This is a genomic window from Acidobacteriota bacterium (genome assembly GCA_016715115.1).
Lineage (GTDB): Bacteria > Acidobacteriota > Blastocatellia > Pyrinomonadales > Pyrinomonadaceae > JAFDVJ01.
Window position 1 is genome coordinate 290,792 of sequence record JADKBM010000001.1, and the last position, 20,456, is coordinate 311,247.

The 20,456-nt window shown below is 56.2% G+C and carries 15 protein-coding genes and 1 tRNA gene; 11 read left to right on the forward strand and 5 right to left on the reverse strand.

Annotation, left to right across the window (positions count from 1 at the left end):
- Positions 1-22 precede the first annotated feature (22 nt).
- The 10 genes from surE to IPN69_01320 all read left to right on the forward strand — a co-directional run bounded on the left by surE (position 23) and on the right by IPN69_01320 (position 9,578).
- Positions 23-781: a 5'/3'-nucleotidase SurE gene (surE, locus tag IPN69_01275; GenBank protein ID MBK8809351.1), complete on the forward strand. Its 759-nt coding sequence runs from the start codon at positions 23-25 to the stop codon at positions 779-781.
- A 90-nt stretch (positions 782-871) separates the two neighbouring features.
- Positions 872-1,492 carry a protein-L-isoaspartate(D-aspartate) O-methyltransferase gene (locus IPN69_01280; GenBank protein MBK8809352.1) on the forward strand — a complete coding sequence of 207 codons (621 nt, stop codon included), beginning with the start codon at positions 872-874 and terminating at the stop codon, positions 1,490-1,492.
- A 30-nt stretch (positions 1,493-1,522) separates the two neighbouring features.
- Complete coding sequence (locus IPN69_01285) at positions 1,523-2,014, forward strand: hypothetical protein (GenBank protein ID MBK8809353.1); 492 nt, start codon at positions 1,523-1,525, stop codon at positions 2,012-2,014.
- Between the two features lie 441 nt (positions 2,015-2,455).
- The gene (locus IPN69_01290; protein ID MBK8809354.1) at positions 2,456-3,160 is read left to right on the forward strand and encodes a VTT domain-containing protein; all 705 of its coding nucleotides are present in this window, start codon (positions 2,456-2,458) and stop codon (positions 3,158-3,160) included.
- A 62-nt stretch (positions 3,161-3,222) separates the two neighbouring features.
- On the forward strand, positions 3,223-3,942 hold the full coding sequence (locus tag IPN69_01295; GenBank protein MBK8809355.1) for a hypothetical protein: 720 nt from the start codon (positions 3,223-3,225) through the stop codon (positions 3,940-3,942).
- A gap of 76 nt (positions 3,943-4,018) precedes the next feature.
- Positions 4,019-4,095: transfer RNA gene (locus IPN69_01300), tRNA-Pro, on the forward strand.
- Positions 4,070-4,687, forward strand: a complete 618-nt coding sequence (locus IPN69_01305) for a hypothetical protein (GenBank protein ID MBK8809356.1) — start codon at positions 4,070-4,072, stop codon at positions 4,685-4,687. The genes IPN69_01300 and IPN69_01305 overlap by 26 nt, the downstream gene beginning before the upstream one ends.
- Before the next feature lie 251 nt (positions 4,688-4,938).
- Positions 4,939-6,288: a hypothetical protein gene (locus IPN69_01310; GenBank protein MBK8809357.1), complete on the forward strand. Its 1,350-nt coding sequence runs from the start codon at positions 4,939-4,941 to the stop codon at positions 6,286-6,288.
- 297 nt (positions 6,289-6,585) lie between these two features.
- Positions 6,586-7,995 carry a sigma-54-dependent Fis family transcriptional regulator gene (locus IPN69_01315; GenBank protein ID MBK8809358.1) on the forward strand — a complete coding sequence of 470 codons (1,410 nt, stop codon included), beginning with the start codon at positions 6,586-6,588 and terminating at the stop codon, positions 7,993-7,995.
- A 17-nt stretch (positions 7,996-8,012) separates the two neighbouring features.
- On the forward strand, positions 8,013-9,578 hold the full coding sequence (locus IPN69_01320; GenBank protein ID MBK8809359.1) for a response regulator: 1,566 nt from the start codon (positions 8,013-8,015) through the stop codon (positions 9,576-9,578).
- On the opposite strand, the gene IPN69_01325 is transcribed toward IPN69_01320, so the two are convergent.
- The 5 genes from IPN69_01325 to IPN69_01345 form a co-directional block, all read right to left on the reverse strand.
- The gene (locus tag IPN69_01325) at positions 9,575-9,937 is read right to left on the reverse strand and encodes a hypothetical protein (GenBank protein MBK8809360.1); all 363 of its coding nucleotides are present in this window, start codon (positions 9,935-9,937) and stop codon (positions 9,575-9,577) included. The two genes, IPN69_01320 and IPN69_01325, sit on opposite strands and share 4 nt — an antisense overlap.
- 537 nt (positions 9,938-10,474) lie before the next feature.
- Complete coding sequence (locus IPN69_01330; GenBank protein ID MBK8809361.1) at positions 10,475-10,663, reverse strand: hypothetical protein; 189 nt, start codon at positions 10,661-10,663, stop codon at positions 10,475-10,477.
- Between the two features lie 203 nt (positions 10,664-10,866).
- The gene (locus IPN69_01335; protein MBK8809362.1) at positions 10,867-13,626 is read right to left on the reverse strand and encodes an insulinase family protein; all 2,760 of its coding nucleotides are present in this window, start codon (positions 13,624-13,626) and stop codon (positions 10,867-10,869) included.
- 93 nt (positions 13,627-13,719) lie between these two features.
- Complete coding sequence (queD, locus tag IPN69_01340; protein MBK8809363.1) at positions 13,720-14,103, reverse strand: 6-carboxytetrahydropterin synthase QueD; 384 nt, start codon at positions 14,101-14,103, stop codon at positions 13,720-13,722.
- 9 nt (positions 14,104-14,112) lie between these two features.
- The gene (locus IPN69_01345; protein MBK8809364.1) at positions 14,113-16,110 is read right to left on the reverse strand and encodes an ATP-dependent DNA helicase; all 1,998 of its coding nucleotides are present in this window, start codon (positions 16,108-16,110) and stop codon (positions 14,113-14,115) included.
- 223 nt (positions 16,111-16,333) lie between these two features.
- Here IPN69_01345 and IPN69_01350 point away from each other — a divergent pair, with 223 nt between their 5' ends.
- Positions 16,334-20,413: a M36 family metallopeptidase gene (locus IPN69_01350; GenBank protein MBK8809365.1), complete on the forward strand. Its 4,080-nt coding sequence runs from the start codon at positions 16,334-16,336 to the stop codon at positions 20,411-20,413.
- Positions 20,414-20,456: the final 43 nt, after the last annotated feature.

Here is a 20,456-nt window from a genome sequence, read left to right on the forward strand (position 1 = left end):
TTTTCTTTGCCGAATCCTAAGAATGCCGATTGAAAGACCACGCATCCTGATCACCAACGACGACGGCTACCATTCCGAAGGTATTCTCGCGCTCGAATCGGCGCTCAAAGAGATCGGCGACGTGTTCGTCGTCGCGCCCGCGTCGGAAATGTCGGGCGCGTCGCACAGCCTGACGCTCTCGCGGCCCTTGCGCATCAGGCAGATCGACGAACGCCACTGGACGGTTGACGGCACGCCGACGGACTGCGTCACCTTGGCCGTCAATATGATCCTCACGCCGCGGCAGTTGCCGGACATTTGTGCGTCCGGCATCAATCACGGTCCGAACCTCGGCGATGACGCGACCTATTCAGGTACGGTCGCGGGCGCGCTTGAATCGACGATCCTCGGCGTTCCGGGACTCGCTTTCAGCCTTGTGGCCAGCCGCGATTGTGATTTCAGCGAGTCCGCCCGCATCGCGCGGACGATCACCGAACGGGCGCTTGCCGAAGGATTGCCGCCAAATACGCTGCTCAACGTCAACATTCCGAAAGGGATTCCGAAAGGCGTCCGGATCACAAAACAAGGATTCAAGAACGCGCGCCCGATCATCACCGAACACATAGATCCCCGCGGGAAGCCCTACTATTGGATCGGTGAACTTCGCGAAGGGTTTCACGCCGAAGGCGGGACGGACTTTGAAGCGATCGACGAAGGGTATGTCTCGGTGACACCGATGCGGAGCGATCTGACGAATCATCAGGCGATCGAGCGCTTGCAAAATTGGGACTCGGAGTTATGATATTGATTCGCCATCGCCAAAAGGCGCGGCGTTCAAGATAAAGTGACGGGATCAAAGCTCTTAAAAGAATACGAGATACTTCGCGGTCAGATGATTCGAAAACTCCGCGACGAGTATCGCATCGCCGACGAGCGTGTGCTCAACGCGATGGCCGAAGTGCCGCGTGATTTTTTTGTTCCGACGGCGCTGAAATCTCAGGCCTATCGCGACAATGCGTTGCCGATAGCGTCGAATCAAACTATTTCGCAGCCGTTCATCGTCGCGCGGATGACCGAACTTCTCGAACTGAAACCGTCGTCAAGGGTTCTTGAAATCGGCGCCGGATCCGGATATCAGTCGGCAGTCCTCGCGAAACTGGCGGGATCCGTTTTCGCGATCGAGAGGATTCCGAATCTCGCTGCCGAAGCGCAGGAGCGTCTCAAGACGCTCGGCATCGGGAACGTTTCGCTGCGCTGCGCCGATGGCACTGCCGGTTGGGAGGTTTACGCGCCGTTCGATGCGATCCTTGTCGCCGCCGGAGGACCTGAAGTTCCGAAACCGTTGCTTGAACAGTTGAGGGTCGGCGGAAAACTCGTGATTCCCATCGGACAGGGCCAGAAGAGCCAAACACTGGTCCGGGTCACGCGCACAAGCGACGCCTTTGTTTCGGAGGACTTCGGCTCCTGCTCGTTCGTCCCGCTGATCGGCGAACACGGATGGAAAGGAGCGTAGGGTTGGGATTTGGGATTTGCGATTTGCGATTTGAGATATTTGAGATTTGAGATTCCAGAGGATTCCAGGGATTCCAAGAATTCCAGGGATTCCAAGAATTTCAGGGATTCCAGGGATTCCAAGAATTCCAGGGATTCCAGGGATTCCAGGGATTCCAGGAATTCCAGGGGATTCCAGAGGATTCCAAGAATTCCAGAGGAATTCCAGGAATTCCAGAGGATTCCAAGAATTCCAGAGGATTCCAGGGATTCCAAGAATTCCAGGGATTCCAAGAATTCCAGGGATTCCAAGAATTCCAGGGATTCCAGGAATTCCAGGGGATTCCAAGAATTCCAGAGGATTCCAGAGGATCGTAACCGCGTGTGCGCAGCACACGGAATCGATTTTTCCAACGGGATCCCCGAATCTGAAATCTTGGAATCCGGAATCCTGGAATCTGGAATCCGGATCCTGGAATCCTGGAAATCTGGAATCCGTAATCCGGAATCCTGGAAACTGAAATCTGAATCCCAGAATCTTTAATCCTGGAATCTGGAATCCTGGAATCCTGGAATCCTGGAATCCTGAAATCCGGAATCCTGAAATCCGGAATCCTGGAATCTGGAATCCTGAAATCCTGGGATCCGGAATCCTGGGATCCGGAATCCTGAAATCCGGAATCCTGGAATCTGGAATCTGGAATCTGGAATCTGGAATCCTGGAATTTGGAATCTGGAATCTGGAATCCGAGATCCCGGAATACGGAATCCTGGAATCTGGAATCCTGGAATCTGGAATCCTGGGATCCGGAATCCTGAAATCCGGAATCCTGAAATCCGGAATCCTGGAATCTGGAATCTGGAATCCTGGAATTTGGAATCTGGAATCTGGAATCCGAGATCCCGGAATACGGAATCCTGGAATCTGGAATCCTGGAATCTGGAATCCTGGAATCGTGAATCCTGAGACCTTCTTTATCGAATTATGTTTTTCGCTCTTATTCTCGGCATTTTTGAAGACATCAAAAAGACGTTTTGGTTTCTCGACCCGAACGTTTTGATCAATACGCTGCTCGACACGTTCGGCGTCTATGCTTACTTCGGTCTCTTCTTCATCGTTTTCGCGGAGACCGGACTGGCCGTCGGCTTTTTTCTGCCGGGCGATTCCCTGCTTGTCGTGACCGGCTTGTTCGCCAAGACCTATCCGGAGAAACTCAACGTCCTGATCGTGATGCTGTCGTTCTTTCTCGGATCGGTGCTCGGAGATTCTACCGGTTACTGGACCGGGCGCCTGATGGGCAAACGCTTGTTCAACCGCGAGAATTCACGGATCTTCAAGCCATCGCGAGTCGAAAAAGCCCACGCGTTCTTTGAGAAATACGGACCGAAAACCGTTTTGCTCGCGCGGTTCGTCCCGATCGTCCGAACGTTCGCGCCGCTGGTAATCGGAGCGGCCGAAATGCCGTACCATAAATTTTTGACATACAGCATCCTTGGCGGTCTGCTCTGGATCTCGAGTATGGTCTTCGCCGGTTACTTTTTGGGTTCGGCGATTGAAAACGCGTTCGGCATCAAGCTCGAAGCGCATATCGAAAAGGTCGTCATTCTCGTCATTTTCCTGTCGCTTCTGCCGCCGATGATCGAGTATCTGAAACATCGGTTTTCCAAAAAAGACGAACCGGTTTCGTAACGGAAAGATCGGTCTTGATACCGTTTCCTCCGTCCTTGCGCGTTAAGGACGGAGGATTTTTTATGGCTATCGATACCCGTTTATTGACTCGGCATACTGACCAACGATTGTTTCTCGCTGCCGCGGCATTGTTTCCGTTGCTGGTCTTCATCGGCTATTCGCGGACTTACTATCTCGGCAGTTTGTTCGATGCGCTGCCGCTGGCGAACAATCTTGTTCGTTTTCACGGACTCGTGATGTCGCTCTGGGTGGTCTATTTTTCCGTTCAAGTGGCGCTCATTCGAACAAAGAACGTCAACCTGCATATTTCGATGGGACTCGCCGGCATCGCGCTCGCGACGCTCGTCGTCGTCGTCGGACTGGCAACCGCGTATGACTCGAATCTCGTCCGCGGCGCCGCGCCTCCGGGGCTCGATCCGCATTCGTTCTTTGCGGTTCCTGTTTTTGATATGCTCAATTTCGTGATCTTGTTCACGGCGGCTATCTGTTATCGGAAGCGGCCGACCGAGCATAAACTGCTGATGCTGATGACGGCGTTCAACTTCGTCGGAGCCGCAATCGCCCGGATTCCGGTCGTGCCCGATGATTACATTATCTTCTGGGCATTCGGAGCGACGGACGCACTGATTCTCGCGGCGATCGGCTGGCACACCTGGAAACATCGCAAACTCAACCGCGTTTTTGCGGCGGGCGCGTTGCTCGTGTTCGTTTCGGAACCGCTGCGGATCTTCGTTTCGGGTACCGAATCGTGGCTTCGTTTTACGAACTGGCTGGCCAGTTAGCGACATTTTTGAACCGCGGACCCGATCGAGGTTGACTTACGCGATGCGGTCGCATAGAATCAAGAACTTGATTTAGCGGGGCGTGGCTCAGCCTGGTAGAGCGCACGGTTCGGGACCGTGAGGTCGGATGTTCAAATCATCTCGCCCCGACCACCTACAAAAAGAACAGTCGCCTTCATCGGCGGCCGTTCTTTTTTTAAATCCCGGATATCAACCCGAGTTAGGCCGAAAGGATTTCCATCGCGGATTCTTGTCGACCTTGCAGACCGATCTCCGCGCTGGAAAATGCCTGATCGGCGCAATGCCGGTAGTTTTCTCTTCGGAAATCTCCGGGCATAAACTCTCCAAAACCGGTTTTTCGCGCAAAGTCCGCCAAGTCCGCAAAGAGCGGGAATTCTCTGAATCTGATTTGTGCCTATTGCGTATTAAGATTGAATTCCTGGAAGGATCGTTCAACCCAAATTGCGTAACAGAAAATTTCTTTCCCGCGAAACCCGCCAAAAACGTGAAAAATGGCATTTTTGATGTTGTCTTTCGCGTATTTCGCGGGAAATTGCTTTTGATGAGTAATCTTGGTTCAATTTTCGTCCTTCCGCCATCGAAGTTGGCTCAAACCATTAAAATCAAAGGCCGATGCGCGATTCGGGTCGCAATCTGTCCACGCCATTCGCGGAAATGCGACCTTCTTTCCGAGCCTTCGAGTTTCTGGTCAGAGGTTCGCGATTCGCCAATTCAGGGCGAATAATGAACCATTGACCGCGAACAATTACCCTGCAGCAGGGCGATCGAAATCTTCCACACCAGGAATCCCCTGCGATTTTATTGCCTTTCACCTGATTTCGCAGCCTTCAGATCTGGCATATTACTTGCGCTTCCTAGTTTTGACGCTTGTATTTCACGCAATCGCCGGCGCTTCGTTTCGGTTGCGGCTCAACGTGTTTCGCATCCCAAATCGACACCGGACGGCGGATGAAGGCATCGTCAGGAGGCGACAGAATGAAGGTCACATCATTTCGAATTCCAAGAAGCGGTTTGATCGCACCCGCGATCGGTCTTGCCCTTCTGCTGCTTCTGTCTCCGGCTTTCAGTCAGGACAAGAAGGCACGCTGCGAGGCAAAAAAGGAAGAGCTCGCCAAGCTCGAGAAAAAGGCAGGCCAGCTGTCGGCTTTCGTAATCCCGCCGGTCCGCACGGCCCAAACAAAACTAAGCCGCGATGACCTGAGTCTGCTCAACAATGCAATGTCCGAACTGTCCTCAGTTAACTGGGAGTCAAGCCCGCCGATCGTGGAACTTTTGTACGCAGTCAGAACGCGCGGCGGATTTTCGGGCATGGCCGAACAATACGATTCTACTGCGAACTTCGACAACGTGCGGGCGGATGACAAGGAGTCTCTGCGCGCATTCATCGCGGCAACGCGCAGCGCGGTGATCTCAAGGATCAATTTGCTTAAGTTTTTCGACGAGAACCCCGATTCGGCTTCCGTCGCTCTTCGGGATTCGCAAACGAAGGTCGAAGAGCAAAGGGCGGAACTTGCAAGGATGAAATGCGATGAAACGGCCACCGACGAAAACGATCCGGCGACCGAGAAATCCAAGAAATCGCCGTGCGACCTAAAGAAGCAGGAGATCGCGGATCTCAGGGGAAAAGAGATTGAACTCAGGACGACGATCGACGAGGTCGACGATTGGATTGGCACGACCAGAGAGGATTTGGGTCTCCTCAATCACGTGATGGCCAATATCTCGGACCCGAACTGGCGTGCGACCGAATATAGGGCCAAGGTGGAAGCAATCTTCGGCCGCTCCCCGAGTTTGACGATTTTCGCCGAAAGATATGGACTTAAACGGGACTTCGACGATATCCAACGCGACGACGCCAACGCCGTTCGTGAATTCATCCTCGCCGTAAGGCCCTTTGTCATCAAACGCCTTGACCGTCTGTTGTACTTGCGCGACAATCCGAAGGCCGCAAGGGACGAATTGAAAGGTCTGCAAAATCAGATCGATGCCGCAATTTCCGAACTTGAAGAACTCCGCTGCGACGAAACCGGCAAGCAAGAATCTGTCTGCAGTATGGAAGGTTCGTGGACGCAATATGCAGCCGGATTGGGCAGGTCCACATGGCACGTGACATCAGACGGCAAGGCGATTGAATCGGGGCTCGGCGCGTCGACCGGAACAGCCAGTATGACCAAAAACGTGATGCGGATCGAATGGTCCAACTCGAACGGCTGGTCAGGCTACTATGAATGGACGATGGACGCGGACTGCCAAAAAGGTACCGGAACCCTTGTCTTCAAGTCTGGCGGCAGCGGTTCGAGGACGAGCACCGTTGAGCATAACTGAGGCGACGGCGAAACCGATCGCGAACGTCGAACGGACGACGAAAGCCGAGCAAATCCGGCTTTCGTCGAAATGCGAGATAGGAGTTTGCCCCACAATCAGGGAAGACCGCCAAATCAAATATCATTCAGCACGTTTTTGTGTCTTCCAGAAATTCTCCAACGCGCGCCTGAAACCCTAAAATCGCATTCAGCCGTTATCGTCTGACGTTGTCAGGCGCCCGATCAAATTCCGCAAGTGAATCGCGTCGATGATTTGTAGTAGAATGTCTGCACGATCCTCTTTTGGAAACGGTGCAATTTGGGAACAAAACGAGAGAAAATCCTGATCGTAGACGACGAGCGTTTTATCCGTATGACGCTCGGCGAAGCGGTGCGTTCGTGGAACTACGCGCCGATCGAGGCCGGCGACATCGGTACGGCGCGCGAGGTTTTCGCGAACGAGGAGCCGGACATAGTCCTGCTCGATATCGACCTTCCGGACGGGTCGGGACTTGATCTGCTCGACGAGATAAAAGAATCGTCGCCGGATACGGTCGTCGTTATGATCACCGGCAACATCAGCGTCCCGAACACGATCGCGGCATTGCGCGGCGGCGCCCACGATTTCATCGGAAAACCAGTGAGATTGGAGGAACTGCGCGTCACGCTCCGCAACGCGGTCGAGGTCAAACAACTGCGCCGCGAGGTTAAGTACTCGCGCAGCAGCCAGAAGTCAGCGTTCAGTTTCGAACAGATAATCGGAGAATCCCCGGCAATCGTCCGCGCCAAGGACCTCGCCGAAAAGGTCGCGGCGTCCGACGTCAACTCGATCCTTCTGCAGGGCGAGACCGGCACCGGAAAGGATCTTTTCGCGCGTGCCATCCATTACGCTTCGGAACGCGCCGATGCGCCGTACCTTGCGATCAATTGTGCGGCCTTGCCCGCTAACCTGATCGAATCCGAACTCTTCGGCTACGAAAAAGGCGCCTTCACCGATGCCAAACAACGCAAAGAAGGCCTCTTCGAACAGGCCCACGGCGGCACCATCTTTTTGGACGAGATCGGCGAAATGGAACTCGGCTTGCAGGCAAAGCTCTTGCGGGTACTCGAAGAGAGTACATTCAGACGCGTCGGCGGCCTCAAAGACATTACGTTCGACGCCCGTATCATCGCCGCGTCGAACAAACGGCTCAGGGACGAAGGTGAACACGGAACCTTCCGGCTCGACCTGTTTTATCGCTTATCGGTTATTCAGATAGACATCCCGCCGCTGCGCGAGCGCGACGACGACTGCCTGCTTCTCGCAACCTCCTTCATCGAACGCAACAACCCGAAGCGGCGAGGTGAAAAGCTCAAAGGATTGTCGCCGCAGACCGCCGAACTGTTTCGCGGCTACAACTGGAAGGGGAACGTCCGCGAGTTGCGGAACGTCATCGAACGCGCTTCGATCCTCGAAGACGGCGAGTACGTTTCGACCGCGCATCTTCCGGCCGATCTGCTCAAGGATTTCAACGGAGCGGAAGCCGTTTCGAATTCGGTCGTCAGGTTGCCGGCCGGCGGGATCGCGCTCGAGGAGGTCGAAGAAATGCTCGTCAATCAAGCATTCGAGATGGCCAATGGAAACCTGACGCGGGCGGCGAAACTGCTTCACATATCCCGCGATCAGCTGCGCTACAAACTCAAGAAATCGGGCAATTATCAGGTTGAAGGGCAGCACGACGAGGAATAGCGCCATCGAATCCAGCAATGAACGATCTTGTGAGTTTGAATCATTTGAGTTTTGAAGATGAAAACCGGAGTCTGCTCAAGGAACTCTCGGAGATGAAATTCGCACTCGACCAGTCGGCGATCGTCGCCATCACCGATCGCGACGGCACGATCACTTACGCGAACGACAAGTTCTGCCAGATCTCAAAATTCAGCCGCGACGAACTTATCGGCCAGAATCACAGGCTCATCAATTCGAAATATCACTCAAAGGAGTTTTTTCGAAACCTCTGGAAGACCATTTCCGGCGGCGAGGTTTGGCGCGGCGAGATTCGAAATCGCGCCAAGGACGGTTCGTTCTACTGGGTCGAAACGACCATCATTCCGTTTCTCGGCAGCGATCTCAAGCCCTACCAGTATGTCGCGATCCGATATGACATCACTGAGAAGAAATTGACTGAGCAGCAGCTTCTGCGGGCGCAGCGGATGGAATCCATCGGGACGCTCGCGGGCGGCATCGCGCACGACCTCAACAACATCCTCTCGCCGATCCTGATGTCTGTCGATATGCTCGAGATGAACGGCCCGGACCCTGAAACGAAACGCTGGCTCGAGGTCATTCGTGAAAACTCCGAGCGCGGCGCGAACCTTGTTCGGCAAGTGCTGACTTTCGCGCGCGGAATGGAAGGCGAACGCATTCCGGTGCAAACCCGGCACATCGTCAAGGACCTCGTCAAGATCCTTCAGGAAACGCTCCCGAAATCGATCACGCTGCGTTACGAGATCTCAACCGACTTGAAACTGATAAATGCGGATCCGACCCAGATCCACCAGGTACTGATGAATCTCTGCATCAATGCCCGAGACGCGATGCCGTCCGGCGGAAATCTCGTTCTGGCGGCGCGAAACGTCTCCCTCGACGACAATTACGCCCGGGTCCATCTCGACGCGACCGCCGGGAACTACGTTTTGCTGAGCGTCTCCGACAACGGAACCGGAATGACGGATTCGGTCGCGAAGCGCATCTTCGATCCGTTCTTTACGACCAAGGACATCGGCAAAGGGACCGGTCTCGGCCTTGCAACATCGCAGTCGATCATCAAAAGCCTTGACGGATTCATCAACGTCTACAGCGAGGTCGGCAAAGGCACGCAGTTCACGGTTTACATTCCGACATTCGAAGCAGACAACGACGAATCGAACATCACATTGGCGGCGCAAATGCCGCACGGGTCAGGCGAGTTGATCCTGGTCGTTGACGACGAGGAAAGCGTCCGCGAAATAACGCGTGTGACGCTCGAACGATACGGATACGAAGTCCTGACGGCGACGGACGGCGCCGAGGCGCTTGCGGTTTTCTCGAAGAACTCGGACCGCATCGGGATCGTCCTGACTGACCTGACGATGCCTCTGCTCGATGGCAAGGCGCTGATCCGCACGCTTCGCAAGATCGAACCTGAACTGCGGATCATCGCGATGAGCGGATTGATGGGAAACGAACATATCGGCGATCTGAAGAATCTGCAGGTCACCGATATTCTGAACAAGCCCTTCTCCGCCGAGACCTTGCTAAATCTTGTCAGCAAAAGCCTCAGACGATTTTAGATTTGGGATTTGGGATTTGGGATTTGGGATTTGGGATTGGGGATTGGGGATTTGGGATTTGGGATTTGGGATTGAGGATTTGGGATTTGGGATTTGGGATTGGGGATCCTGGAATCTGGAATCTGGAATATCTGGAATCTGGAATATCTGGAATCTGGAATCTGGAATCTGGAATATCTGGAATCTGGAATATCTGGAATCTTGAATCTGGATTCTGGAATATCTGGAATCTGGAATATCTGGAATATCTGGAATCTTGAATCTGGAATATCTGGAATCTTGAATCTGGAATATCTGGAATCGGCGTCAGGTTTGAGATTTGGGATGTCTCGGACTTTCGCGTCGGGCGGCCGCAGCAACGCGCCAACCCGACGATCAGCGAGTCGGTACCGCCTGCGTGAGCGGGCGGGCAACCGCGACCGCACGACGCCAAAACCCCAACTCGTGCTTTTGGAAAAACCGACATGAAGGAAGCAAATCGCGTTTTTTCCAGAACACAGATTGGCGGGATGGAGCGGATTCGTTTCGACCACTAAAGATAGAAAAAGTTCTCAAGAAACGCTGAGTTCGAATTATCCTCTTGCATCCGTTCTCTGTGTCCTGTCAGAATCGGCGCCGGGACCGCCGTAGGCTTCGTGCGGGCGCGGGCCCGCCCGCTGACGCAGGCGGTACTGACTCGCTGATCGTCGGGTTTTCCTTGAACCCGGTTTTTCAAAGTTCCCGAATCTGGAATCCGGTCTCCAGTTCCCCAAGACATCGCAATCCGAATTCGAGGGCCACAAAAATGCCGCAACACATATCGATGTGCTGCGGCTTAAAAGAGGAGGATTGCCAAATTTCAGGAGTCTGTCTTTTGTAGGGTGCCCGTCTGAATGCGCTTTCCCCACGATTTCGACTTACGGTATTTCCGGATGATTCCGATGCGCGACGGTTGCGGGCAAGATCATCATCATTCCAGCGAAGATCATTCCGAAAACCACAAAGCCGATCGCGACACCGACCAACATCGTCATATTACCCGTTACCGTGACCGCGATTGCGAAAACCGCGATCAATGCCCAAATCGTTTCGTAGATTCTAGTCATTCTTCAAAACCCCGTAACTTCTTTCTGAAAGGCGATGATTCTGCGTATCGCCGCTAAAAGGAAGAGCAATACGCGTTCCACACCCAAGATTTGTTCCTTGTGGGGGCATCTCCTAAATCCGCGCGAATTTTCGCGCATTATCAAACAAAAAAAGTGCGGATTTCTCCGCACTTCCCATCTTGCCACCCGGCTTGATCCGTTGTTTACGGCTTTGTCACGACCTTGCCCTCGCTGTCGAGGATGACGATCTCGCCGAGATTCAATTCGCGAATTCCCGCTTCTATCTTCGACAGGTCGCCCACGAGCAGCAAAGACGAACCGCCGACCGATGCGTACTTCTGAACGATCGCATTTACATCGGCCAGTTTCAATTTCGAGAACTCGTCGGTTTCCCGCTGCAGATCGGTCATCGGAAGTCCGTCCGTCCAAAGCGCAATGACCTGGCCGCTGATCCTGCCGTACGCTTCGAATTGCTGTGCGTAGCCGCGCAGTTTGGCCAGACGCGCGCCGTTCAATTCAACTTCCGAGATCGGTTTCTCGCCGGCGAGATTCTTGAGTTCTTTCATAAACTCAACGACCGACTCTTTCGTTTTGTCGGTCTGAACGCCACCCGACGCGATCCACGTCCCGCCCGCCGAGAAATGCTGCGGAAATGCGAACACGCCATACGAGTACCCCTTGTCTTCGCGGAGGTTGAGATTCAAACGGGTTCCGAACCCGCCACCGTAAACCGCATTTGCGAGCGCCAGGGCGTAATAGTCCTTCGACTTGCGCTCCGGAGCCTGAAGCACCTGCGTGACGACCGTTTGGGCCGCACCCTGTTTATTGATCAGATAGACCTTCCCCGGCCCCATCGGCTTGACCGGCGGGATCTTCGCGACGGGCGCCGCGCCGCCTGACCAGGAACCGAAGCTCTTGCGCGTCAGATCCGTGGCTTCGGCGAGCGTGATGTCGCCGACATACACGATCGCCGAACTCGCCGGCTTCCAATATGCTTGGTAGAACTGCGCCAGATCCTCACGCGTGATCGCCGAAACGGTCGACGGCAACGCCGGGCGTCCGTACGGATGGTCCGCGCCGAACGCGACCATCTGACCGACGCGCGATGCAATGCTGTTCGGATTGTTCGCGGCCTGCGTCAATCCGTCGAGGGTCGTTTGCTTCTCGCGTACGAATTCTTCTTCAGGAAACGACGGATTGAGCACGACGTCCGCCATCACTCCGAGCGAATCGCCGAGGTTTCGTTTCAAAACCTCCATATTCATACCCGCCGATTCCCTGCCGGCGCCGCTGAATAGCCCCGTCCCGAGATTTCCGAGAGTTTCGTCGATCTGCAAAGCGTTCCGTGTCTTCGTGCCGCGACGCATCATCCGCGACGTCATCGACCCCAGCCCGGACTTTGCGGCCGGGTCATTTACGCTGCCGGCGCGCGTTGCGAGCGAAACCGCGACCTTCGGAAGTTCAGGCTTTTCGACCACGAAGATCTCAAGTCCGTTTTCCAATTTCGCCGACTTGACCGCAGGAGCCGTAAACGGTTTGTCGCCTCCGAGCCCAGGCTCCTTCGTGCGGTCGACCGCGACGGTCGATGGCTGACCCGACTTCTCCGAACGAAAACGGACGAGCAGACGATCCTTCGTATTGAGATATTTGTCCACCGCCGATCTCAGACTCTCCGCGGAAACGCTGCGGTGCCGCGCGAGATCCGCATCGAACTTGCCCGGGTCGCCGAGAAACGTGTTGTACTGATTCAAGAGGTCCGACTTTCCGCCGAATCCGCCGATCGCTTCAAGGCCTGAAACAAAGCCGAATTCCCACTTCGTCTTAGCTCGATTCAGTTCTTCGGCAGTTGGGCCCTCCTTTGCGAGCCGCGCGATCTCGGCAGTCGTAAGCTTTTCGATCTCAGCAAGATTCGCGCCGGGACGCGCCGTCGCCCACATCATAAACGCCCCGCCGAGCGGCTGGCCCGACTGAAATGCGACAACGTTCGACGCGACCTGCTTATCGTAAACGAGCGCCTTGTTCAGACGCGCCGAAAGGCCGTCGGTCATTATCGCCGCCGCGAGTTCGAGTTCGGCGTCTCCTTCTTCAAAATAGGCCGGCGAGTGCCAGGCAAAGTAAGTACGCTCCTGCGGGACGCGGTCCCTGACCTCGACCGTTCGTTCGCCGTCAAGTTTCGGCATCGACTTTAGCGGTCGATCGAGCGGCGGTCCCGGCGGGATGGTTCCGAAATACTTCTCGACCAACCGTTTCGCTTCGGCGATGTCAAAATCGCCGGCGATGACGAGCGAGAGATTGTTCGGCGTGTAATAGGTGCGGAAAAAGTCCTTGACGTCGTCGAGCGAGGCCGCCGTCAGATCTTCGGGGGTTCCGATGACATCCGTTTGATATGGGTGTCCCTTCGGAAACAGGTTCTCGTTGACGATCTTGTACCAACGGCCGTATGGCTGATTCTCAAGTCCCTGGCGCCTTTCGTTCTTCACAACGTCGCGTTGGTTGTCGAGTTTTTCTTTCGTCAAACCTTCCGGCAGAGTCGCGAGTCGGTCGGCCTCGACCCACAGGAGATTTTCGAGATTTCCCGACGGAACCGTCGCGAAATAGTTCGTCCGGTCCTGATTCGTCGTGCCGTTGACCCCGCCTTCCATCAAGTTCGCGCCGGCCGCTTCGACGTATGTGAAATAGTCCTTGCTCGCGTTTTTCGAGCCCTGGAACATCATATGTTCGAAAAGATGCGCGAAGCCGCTGCGTCCCGGACGCTCGTTCGCCGAACCGACGTGGAACCACTGATTGACGTGGACGATCGGCAGTTTGCGATCGACGTGCAGAATGACCTCAAGACCGTTCGAGAGAGTGTACTTCTCGAATTCGATCTTGGGAACGGAACTCTGTTGAGCCGTCACCTTGACCGCCAAAAGCGGCAGCACAAGCAGGACGATCACGAGATTCAGGCTGATAATCTTTTTCATAGAATGACTCCGGTAAGTTTTTTTGATTGATAGATCCGCCGGTCACGGCGTTCGTTTCGATTGGTACGTTGGAAAGCAGCCTCAGGTTTCGGATCAGCCGATCTGAAAGGTCGCAACGCTGGTCGGCGTCTCGTAGCACCGAACTTTGTAAACCAGGACGCGGTCATCGCCGACGCGCGAGTTCATATACTCACAGAAATATGCTGCGAGATTTTCAGCCGACGGGTTGAGTTCCTCGTCGAACGGCGGGAGTTCGTTCAAATTCCGGTGATCAAGATAACGAACGATCTCGTCCGCCGCGTCTTTCAGATCACCGAAATCGATCAGCAGGCCGATATTGTTGAGTTCCGATCCGCGGGCGAAGATCTCGATCTTGTAGTTGTGCCCGTGCAGGTTTTCGCACTTCCCCTTGTATCCGCGCAGTTGGTGCGCCGACGAGAAGTTGCGTTCGATCATCACTTCATAAAAAGATTGCATTTCAAGATTCTATCCGTCCGATTTGGATCCGGGCAAGGGTCCGCCGTCGAAGATCTTCGCCACTTCGGCGAGATCGCCCGTGATTCGGGTGCGCGGGAGCGAACTCAGAAAATCGCGTCCATAAGATTTTGTCCTGAGCCGCGTGTCGAGCAGTGCGATCACGCCGCGGTCCGTCTTGCTGCGGATCAGCCGCCCGATTCCCTGTTTGAGCGCGATCACCGCCTGCGGCACCGAATAATCGAAAAACGACTTGCCGCCGTTCTCGTCGATGAAACGCGTCCGCGCGGCGACGATCGGGTCGGTCGGAACGGCGAACGGAAGCTTGTCGATGATGACGCACGAAAGCTGATCGCCCTGGACGTCGACGCCCTGCCAGAAGCTCGAGGTCGCGAACAGGACCGCATTCGGCGTTGCGCGAAATCGTTCAAGGATCCCGGCCTTCGACATCGATCCCTGGACGAAGCACGGATAATTTATGCGCATTGAAACCAACTCATAAAGCGCGTTCATCGCGTAATTGCTCGTACACAGCACAAACGCGTGCCCGCGCGTGATCGACAAAAGCTTGATGATCTCGGCCGCCGCCATCTGGCTGTACTCCGCCGAGCGCGGATCCGGCATCGCCTTCGGAATATAGATGATCGATTGCCGTTCGTAGTCAAACGCCGACGGCGCAAGAAGCGTTTCAGTCATTTCGCCTTCGAGCCCGAGGCGTTCGCGGATGAAATCGAACTTGCCGTTCGTCGAAAGCGTCGCGCTAGTGAGAACGACGGTCTCGGTCTTGTCGAAGAGTTTTTCCTTGAGCAGCACCGAGACATCGATCGGCGAAGCGCGCAAAAACATCCCGCGGCCACGTTTTTCGAGCCAATAAACGTAGTTCTTTTCGGCCTGCGAGACGATGAATTCAAGGTCGAACTTGGCTTGACGGACGCGGCGGACGAGACTTTCGGCCTCGGTCATCTTGTCGGACCAGAAATCGACCGCCGATTCGAGCCTTTCGAGCGCTTTCTCAAGTTCAAAATACGCCTCGCCGAGCGGCGTCGGTTCGAGTTCGCCCCGCACTTGCTGAACAAACGCTTCCGGAACGAGCGGAAAACGCCCGTCCTGAGCGCGCGCCTGCGTGAAACGAATCCAGAAATGATCGGCCAAGGTCATTATCTTCGCGCCGAGTTTTGACATATCGCGGGTCGCGATCGCGTCCGTGATCGGAAGTTGATCGGCATCGCGGACCAGTTCGTCGAGCTGAAAACTCGAGACCTGAAAACCGAAGTAGTCGGCCGCGATGTCCTCGATCAAGTGCGCTTCGTCGAAGATCACCGCCGAATAATCGGGCAGGACGCGGCCGTACTGATTGCCGCGAATGTTCAGATCGGCAAAAAACAGGTGATGGTTGACGATGACCACGTCGGCGCCCTCGGCGCGCGAACGCATCCGCGTCACGAAACACGGCTCGAAATCCGGACATTGCTGGCCGAGACAAGTTTCGCCCTTGGCGTTGATGCGGTTCCAGAACCCGATGTTCTCCGGCAGACCGACGAGTTCGGCGCGGTCGCCGGTCTCTGATTCACGCGACCAGCCGCGAACTTCTTCAAAATGGTCCATCTCGTCGAGCCCGTCGAGGATCGGCTGATTCTCGGCTTTCTTTATCTTATACAGGCACGCATAGTTCGAACGGCCTTTCATATAGGCGGCGGTGAACTTCTTCGGAAAGATCTTCTGCAGAAACGGAATGTCCTTCTCCATTAACTGTTCCTGCAGATTCTTCGTTCCGGTCGAAACGATTATGCGCTCGCCGTTTCCTACGGCCGCGGCGATCGCCGGGACGAGGTAGGCGAGCGTTTTGCCGGTCCCGGTTCCAGCTTCGACGATCAGATGCTTTTTCTGTTCGAAGGCGCGCGTCACCGCTTCAGCCATCTTTATCTGCCCGTCGCGATGTTCGTATTGCCGGTGGTGCCTGGCGATGAGCCCATCGGCGCCAAATATTTTTTGTATGAAGTCGTTTTCCATTTAAGACGTATTTTTGAGGGAACTTTTAAAAGAATCCTTGGCCCCGGCGTTGACACCGATTATCGTTTGCGGTGAACATTGTTGTGTTTCCGAATCTGATTCACAACTCGAACACCGCATTTTCGGTCCGAAGAGTCATATCGTAGCAAATAAACCCGAACTTTTCCTCTGGACCGATTGCCGGGACCCGAGGCCAATGAATCGCAGGAGAATTTTATTTATTATGAAGAAAGCGCGTAATCCGCTGTTCCTGACCTTGGTCGCTCTGTTGGCCATCGCATTTGTATCAATTATGCCGGGTCGCTTCGGCTCGGCCGCCGGAACCTCTGGCAAAGGGTTGCTCGAAAGGACCGAAAGCCATGTCGAAGGGCTCGAAAACTACGACATTCGGACCGACAAGCAAGCAGTTCCCAAACTGGTTGAGTTTCGCAACGCAGCCGGCAAAGACGCCGTTGCGGTCGCCGACATCAGGACCGGATTCGTCGCGGGCGAGGAACTCCTCAGCCGGCGCGTGCCCTCGCTCAAGATCGAATACAACTCCGACATCAGGATCCCGGAGGTCATCGCGCCGGACGTCAAACAGGGACGTAATTTTCTGACTTCCGCGTCGAACCTGAAACGGGCCGAGATCCTGCGCGGCTTCGTCAAGGAAAACGATTCGCTCATCGGAGTCGATGCTGCCGGCGCCGATCAGTTGAAGATCACCGCGGACTACACGAACCCCGACGGCAATCTTTCGTTCGCGCATCTCGAACAGCGGATCAACGGCATTCCGGTCTTTCGCGGCGAGATCAAGGCGGGCTTCACCAAATCCGGCGAGATCATCCGCGTTATCAACAATCTCGCGCCGGGTCTCGATTACGAGTCGCTTTCGACGGATTTCCGCAATCCGCTTGACGCCGTCAAGGCGGCCGCCGGACACGCCAACGTCGACGTCAACAAACTCGACCTGAAACGAGGCGAATCCGACGACCTCAGGACGGAGTTTGGCCGCGGTGACTGGGCGACAACCGCCGAAAAAATGTATTTTCCGACCGAACCCGGCGTCGCGCGCGCGTCCTGGCGGGTGCTCATCTGGCAACCGGTAAACGCGTTTTACGTCATCGTCGACGCCGCAACCGGCACGATGCTCTGGCGCAAGAATATCACCGAGGACCAGACGCAGTCGGCGACCTACAACGTTTATGCGAACCCGAACGCGATGATCAACGTCGCCGACAATCCGTTTCCCCTGACGCCCGGGCCGACATCGCCGAATGGCGCGCAGGGTGCCGCGATCAGCCGCACTTCGGTGACGCGAATCGGAAACGAGGCGCCGTACACATTCAACAACAACGGCTGGATCACCGACGGCGGGAACGAGACGGACGGCAACGCCAACGAGGCCGGGCTCGACCGCGATTCGACCAACGGCGTCGATGTCACCAACGGCCGTGCGGTCGGAACCGGCCGAACCTTCAATTTCCCGGTCAACCCGCTAAATCCGAACACGAACACGGGCGACACCCCGATCCCGGCCGGCGAGGTCGTGAGCCCTTGCGCTTCGATCGTCCAGCCGCACGGGATGAACGACGCCCAGCGCGCCGCGGTGACCCAGCTTTTCTATATCAACAACTGGTATCACGACGAACTCTATCGGCTCGGATTCACCGAACAGGCACGTAATTTCCAAGGACTCAATTTCGGTCGCGGAGGTTCCGAGAACGACCGTGTTTCCGCCGAAGCCCAGGATTGTTCCGGCACGAACAACGCGAATTTCTCGACTCCGGCCGACGGTGCGCGCGGCCGTATGCAGATGTATCTCTGGACCGGCCCGACTCCTGACATCGACGGAGATTTCGATGCCGAGGTCATCATCCACGAACACACGCACGGACTCTCGAATCGCCTTCACGGCAACGGCAGCGGGCTTTCGACCAATATGTCGCGCGGAATGGGCGAGGGTTGGTCGGACTTTTACGCCCACGCCCTGCTCAGCGAACCGACGGATCCGATCAACGGCATTTACACCGCCGGGGGCTATGACACGTATCTGATCCAGGCGGGATTCGTCAACAACTATTACTATGGCATCCGCCGTTTTCCGAAAGCTGTCAAGGCATTCACCGGCGGTGCCGGCAATCTGCCGTACAACCCGATGACCTTCGCCGATGTCGACTCGACGCAATTCAACGTTTCCGACGGCGCTTTCGCGCGTGGTCCGGTCGGGTCGGCGACCGTCGATCAGGTTCACAACCTCGGCGAGATCTGGAGTACGGCGTTGTGGGAAGTCCGCGCGAAGCTCGTGACGCGGCTCGGTTGGGCGACCGGAAACCGGCTGACGCTTCAGTTGGTAACGGACGGAATGAAGCTCGCTCCGGTAGGGCCGACCTTTTTGCAGGAACGAGACGCGATAATCGCGGCCGCGCAGGCGAGTTCCGCAGCGCCGGAAGCGGCGCCCGATGTCGCCGATGTTTGGGCGGGATTCGCGATTCGGGGAATGGGTTTCAGCGCCGTCGTTACGAACGCCGGAACCGGCGCGAGCAATACGCGCGTAACCGAAGCGTTCGATCTGCCGAATCTTGTTCAGACACCGACATTTACGGTTTCGGATTCGACCGGTGACAACGATGGATTTCCGGAACCCGGAGAACCGGTTTCCCTCTCGATTCCGCTGTCCAACAACACCGGAAACACAGCGACCGGCGTCACCCTTCAGGTTGTCGGCGGCGGATCGGCCAACATCGGCACGATCAACAACGGTCAAACCGTCGCTCCGAACGTCGCTTACACGATCGCTCCGGGAACACCCTGCGGCAGCGTCCTGAATCTGACGTTCAACGTCAACAGCAGTCTCGGTGCGACGAGTTTCAACCGGTCGATCATCGTCGGTCAGCCGATCACGAGTGTTACGGAGAATTTCGACGGCGTTACGGCGCCGGCGTTTCCGGTGGGCTGGACGGCGGCGGTTGTCCAAAACGGTCAGAATTTCGTGACCTCGACCAATTTCGCAGACTCGGCGCCGAACTCGGCGTTCGCGGTCAACCCGGCAACCGTCGGCGGCGGCAGCGATCTGACATCGCCGACGATCGCGATCGTCTCGCCGGCCTCCACCGTTTCCTTCCGGAATCGGTACGATACCGAACCCGGCTGGGACGGCGGCGCGCTCGAGATCAGCATCGCAGGCGGCGCGTTTCAGGACATTATCGCGGCCGGCGGAGCCTTCGTTGCGAACGGCTATAACGGCACCCTTGGCGCGGGCACCAACAACCCGCTCGCCAACCGTGCGGCCTGGAACGGAAACTCGAACGGCTTCGTCACGTCCACCGTCAGGCTTCCGGCATCGGCCGCGGGCCAAAACGTACAGCTCAAGTGGCGGTTCGGCGCTGACGACAACACCGTCGGTCAGGGTCCGAATCCGGGTTGGTACGTCGACAACGTCGCGGTCGTCAGCAACTACGCCTGCTCGTTCACACCGAACGCGGTAAAATCCCGCGGCGACTTCGACGGCGACGGCAAGACGGATGTTGCGGTCTTCCGCGCTTCGGAGTCGAACTGGTACCTGAACCGCTCGACCGCCGGCTTTGCGGTCGTCAACTTCGGCCTCGCGACCGACACCTTGACGCCGGCTGACTGGGACGGCGACGGTAAAGCCGATCCGTCAGTCTTCCGCCCGGTGGCGACTTCGGGGTCTCCTGATTTCTGGATCCTGCAGTCCGGCAACAACACCATCGCAACCCGTGAATGGGGAACGACGGGCGACACGCCGCAGGTGGGCGACTACGACGGCGACGGCAATGCCGACGCGGCGGTCTTCCGTTCAGCGACGAACACCTGGTTCATCCTGAAGAGCGGCGGCGGCACGACGATCACCGGTTTCGGTGCGGCCGGCGACGTGCCGGTTCGCGCCGATTACGACGGCGACGGCAAGACCGACATCGCGATCTTCCGTCCGTCGTCGAACCAGTGGTGGATATCGAACAGCACCGGCCCGGTTACGGCGCAGACATTCGGCGCGGCCGGCGACAAACTCGTTCCGGCCGACTACGACGGCGACAACAAGGACGATATCGCGATCTGGCGACCTTCGACCGCACAATGGTGGATCATCGCAAGTTCGACCTCCACCGCGTCGGCGACGACGTTCGGCATCCCGACCGACACGCCGGTGCCGGGAGATTATGACGGCGACGGCAAGGACGATCTGGCGATTTATCGTTCGGGCTCGGGACAGTGGTGGCTCAACCGCTCGACCGCCGGCGTCACCGCGATCACCTTCGGAATCGGGACCGACACACCGATTCCGACGCTCTACATTCCGTAGTCTGCAGGAATGAACTCAAGCAAAAGCGGTTTGAACGGATTCA